General features: G+C 69.6%; 1 protein-coding gene. It reads left to right on the plus strand.

All coding sequences use genetic code 11. From position 1 onward, the window contains the following. The first annotated feature begins 376 nt into the window (after positions 1 to 376). Complete coding sequence (locus tag GX466_08300) at positions 377 to 3316, plus strand: S8 family serine peptidase (protein NLH94195.1); 2940 nt, start codon at positions 377 to 379, stop codon at positions 3314 to 3316. Position 3317: the final 1 nt, after the last annotated feature.

Below are 3317 nucleotides of genomic sequence, written 5' to 3' on the forward strand. Positions count from 1 at the left end.
CGGGGCGCTGCTCGGCCTGTTGCTCGCCGGCCTCGGTCTGAGCGTGCTTCGCCGACGGCGGGCATGAACCGCTGACGGCTGCATAGCCGGAGTCTCACCGACGGGCCGGGGGGCGACCTCCGGCCCGTTGGCTTTTTGGGGTGCTCTTCCGAGGCGAAACGCCCGATCTCGGGATAGACGCGCGCGGGAATTTTTTTCCAAACGGCGACGTCTATCCGCACAGCTTCACGCCGCCGGTTGGGGGGACCAAAGCTTTTTCGATGAAGGCGTCGAGCGTCGTACCGTTGCCCATATCACCGCGCCGGATCACCGCCCGCGCGTGGACCCCCATTCCGCCTTGCCGGCAGCACGTTCTTCTCGGAGGAGGAAGACAGCCATGATGAGAGGTAGAACCGCTACGCTGCTTACGGCCATCGCGATGTTCGTCGTGATCGTGTCACCTGCCCTGGCGTTGGAGCCGAGCGCAACCCTCGAGGCGCCCGCGCGATCACCAGCAGCCGCGGCACAGCCCCAGGCAGCTCCCCTTGTACAGCCGGCCAACGCCGCTGGTTCCGCTCGCTACATCGTGATCCTTTCCGATCCTGCCGTGCCCAGCTACACCGGCGGCATTGCAGGCTACCCAGCCACCAACCCGGCCACCCGCGGCCAGACCCGCCTCGATGCCGAGAGTGTGCCCAGCCGGGCTTTTGCCGCCTACCTGAAGGCCGAGCAGGACACGTTCGTCGCGAGCCTGCGCAAGACGCTGGGCCGCTCACCGCAAGTGGTGTACCAGCTCCAGTTCGCGCTCAACGCGGTGATCATGGTGCTCGACCCTGCCGAGGCCGCGCAGATCGCCAAGCTGCCCGGCGTGGCCAGCGTCGAACGCGATGAGGCTCTGCCGCTCGCCACCGACGTCGGCCCACAGTGGATCGGCGCGCCGGCGATCTGGAACGGCACCGCTACCGGCGGCCTGCCCGGCACCAAGGGCGAGGGCGTGATCATCGGCGTGCTCGACACCGGCATCAACATGGACCACCCCTCCTTCGCCGCCACCGGTGGGGACGGCTACGTCCATACCAACCCCTTCGGCGCGGGCAACTACAAGGGGTGGTGCAACCCGTCCAACCCCAACTACAACCCGGCGTACGTCTGCAACGCCAAGCTGGTCGGCGCCTGGGACTACTCCGACGCCAGTTGGGGCGAGACCGATGGCCCCGAGGACAACGATGGCCACGGCAGCCACACCTCCAGCACCGCCGCCGGCAACTACCTGGCGCCCGGCACGGTGACCCTGGGCAGCTACTCCTTCAGCCCGGCGATCTCCGGCGTCGCGCCCCACGCCAACATCATCATGTACGACGTCTGCGGCACCACCTGCTACAACACCGACGTCATCGCCGCGCTGAACCAGGCGATCCTCGACGGCGTGCACGTCATCAACGAGTCGATCGGTATCAGCGGCGACGCTTTCTCCGGCATCAAGCAGCAGGCCTACCTGTCGGTCTTCAACGCGGGCATCACCTCGGCCCGCTCGGCCGGCAACACCGGCCCCGGCGCCGGCACCGTCGGCGGCACCCCGCCGTGGGTGATCACGGTCGGCGCCAACACCCACAACCGCTCCGGCTCCAACGCGGTCACCAGCCTTTCCGGCGGCAGCACGACCCCGCCCGGCGGTGGCACGCTGATCGGCCTCGGCGTCTCCAACGCTTCGGCCGTGGGCGGTCTCGTCTATGCGGGCGACGCGCCCTACAGCGACCCGCTGTGCCAGTCTCCGGCCGCGCCCAATACCTTCACCGGCAAGATCGTGGTCTGCGACCGCGGCACCAACGCGCGCGTGGCCAAGGGCTGGAACGTCCTGCAGGGCGGCGCGATCGGCATGGTGCTGGCCAATGACGCCGCCAACGGCGCTTCGCTGAACGGCGACCTGCATCACCTGCCCGCCGTGCACATCAGCTACGCCGACGGCGTGGCGCTCAAGACCTGGCTGGCCAGCGGCACCGGCCACCAGGGCCGCATTGCCGGCACCACCTTCAGCTACGCGCCAAGCAACGGCGACATCATGGCCGGCTTCAGCTCGCGCGGGCCGCACCCCATCGCCAACCTGCTGACCCCCGACGTGAGCAACCCCGGCGTCGACATCCTGGCCGCCTATCGGTCGGGCAGCATCGACCCCGAGACCACCTCCGTGGAGTATGCCTTCACGAGCGGCACCTCCATGGCCAGCCCGCACACCGCCGGCTCGGCCGCGCTGGTCAAGGCCGTGCATCCCACCTGGAGTCCGGCCGAGATCAAGTCGGCGCTGATGGGCACCGGCAAGTACACCGGCATCCGCAAGGAAGACGGCGTCACTCCCGCCATCCCCTTCGACATGGGCGCTGGCCGTGTGGACCTCAACCACGCCGCCAACGCCAGCTTGGTGCTGAACGAGACCGGCGCCAACTTCGCGGCCGGCGCCGCCAACCCCGAAGCGCTCAACCTAGCCAGCCTGGCCGACGCCGCGTGCGCAGGCGCCTGCTCGTGGACCCGTACCGTCAAGGCGGCGCGTGCCGGCGCCTGGACCGCCACCTACGTGACGCCGGCCGGCATGACGCTGTCCGCCACCCCCAGCAGCTTCACGCTGACGGCCGGCCAGACTCAGACCCTCAACGTCCTGGCCGCCGTGGGCGGCCTGCCGCTGAACCAGTACGCCTTCGGCTACGTGGTGTTGACCCAGGGCTCCGGCGCTGCCGCGGGCGACGTGATCCACCTGACCGTGGTGGTGCGTCCCATCCAGCCGACGGCGCGCCACACGGTGACGGCGAGCGTGGGGACGCCGTCGGGTTCGATCGCGCCGCCGTCGCAGACGGTGGCCCACGGGGCGAGTGCGACCTTCACGGTGACGCCGGATGCCGGCTTTGAGATAGACAACGTGGGCGGTACCTGCCCGGCGGGCACGCTCGCGGGCAACGTCTACACGACGGGGGCGATCACGGCCGATTGCGAGGTGGTCGCGAACTTCCGGCAGACCACGCACACCGTGACGGCGAGCGTGGGGACGCCTTCGGGCACGATCACGCCGCCGTCGCAGACGGTATCCCACGGGGCGAGTGCGACCTTCACGGTGACGCCGGCTGCTGGCTACCTGATTGACAACGTGGGCGGCACCTGCCCGTACGGCTCACTGGTGGGCAGCACGTACACGACGGGGCCGATCACGGCCGACTGCGAGGTGGTCGCGAACTTCCGTGGAGACCCATCGGTGCTCGCGGTCCCGACGCTCGGACCGGCGGGCGGGGCGCTGCTCGGCCTGTTGCTCGCCGGCCTCGGTCTGAGCGTGCTTCGCCGACGGCGGGCATGAA

The organism is Candidatus Cloacimonadota bacterium, assembly GCA_012516855.1.
Classification (GTDB): domain Bacteria; phylum Cloacimonadota; class Cloacimonadia; order Cloacimonadales; family Cloacimonadaceae; genus Syntrophosphaera.

Coding starts and splice junctions, on each gene's coding strand:
- GX466_08300 (NLH94195.1), top strand. CDS start 377: ATGATGAGAGGTAGAACCGCTACGCTGCTTACGGCCATCGCGATGTTC.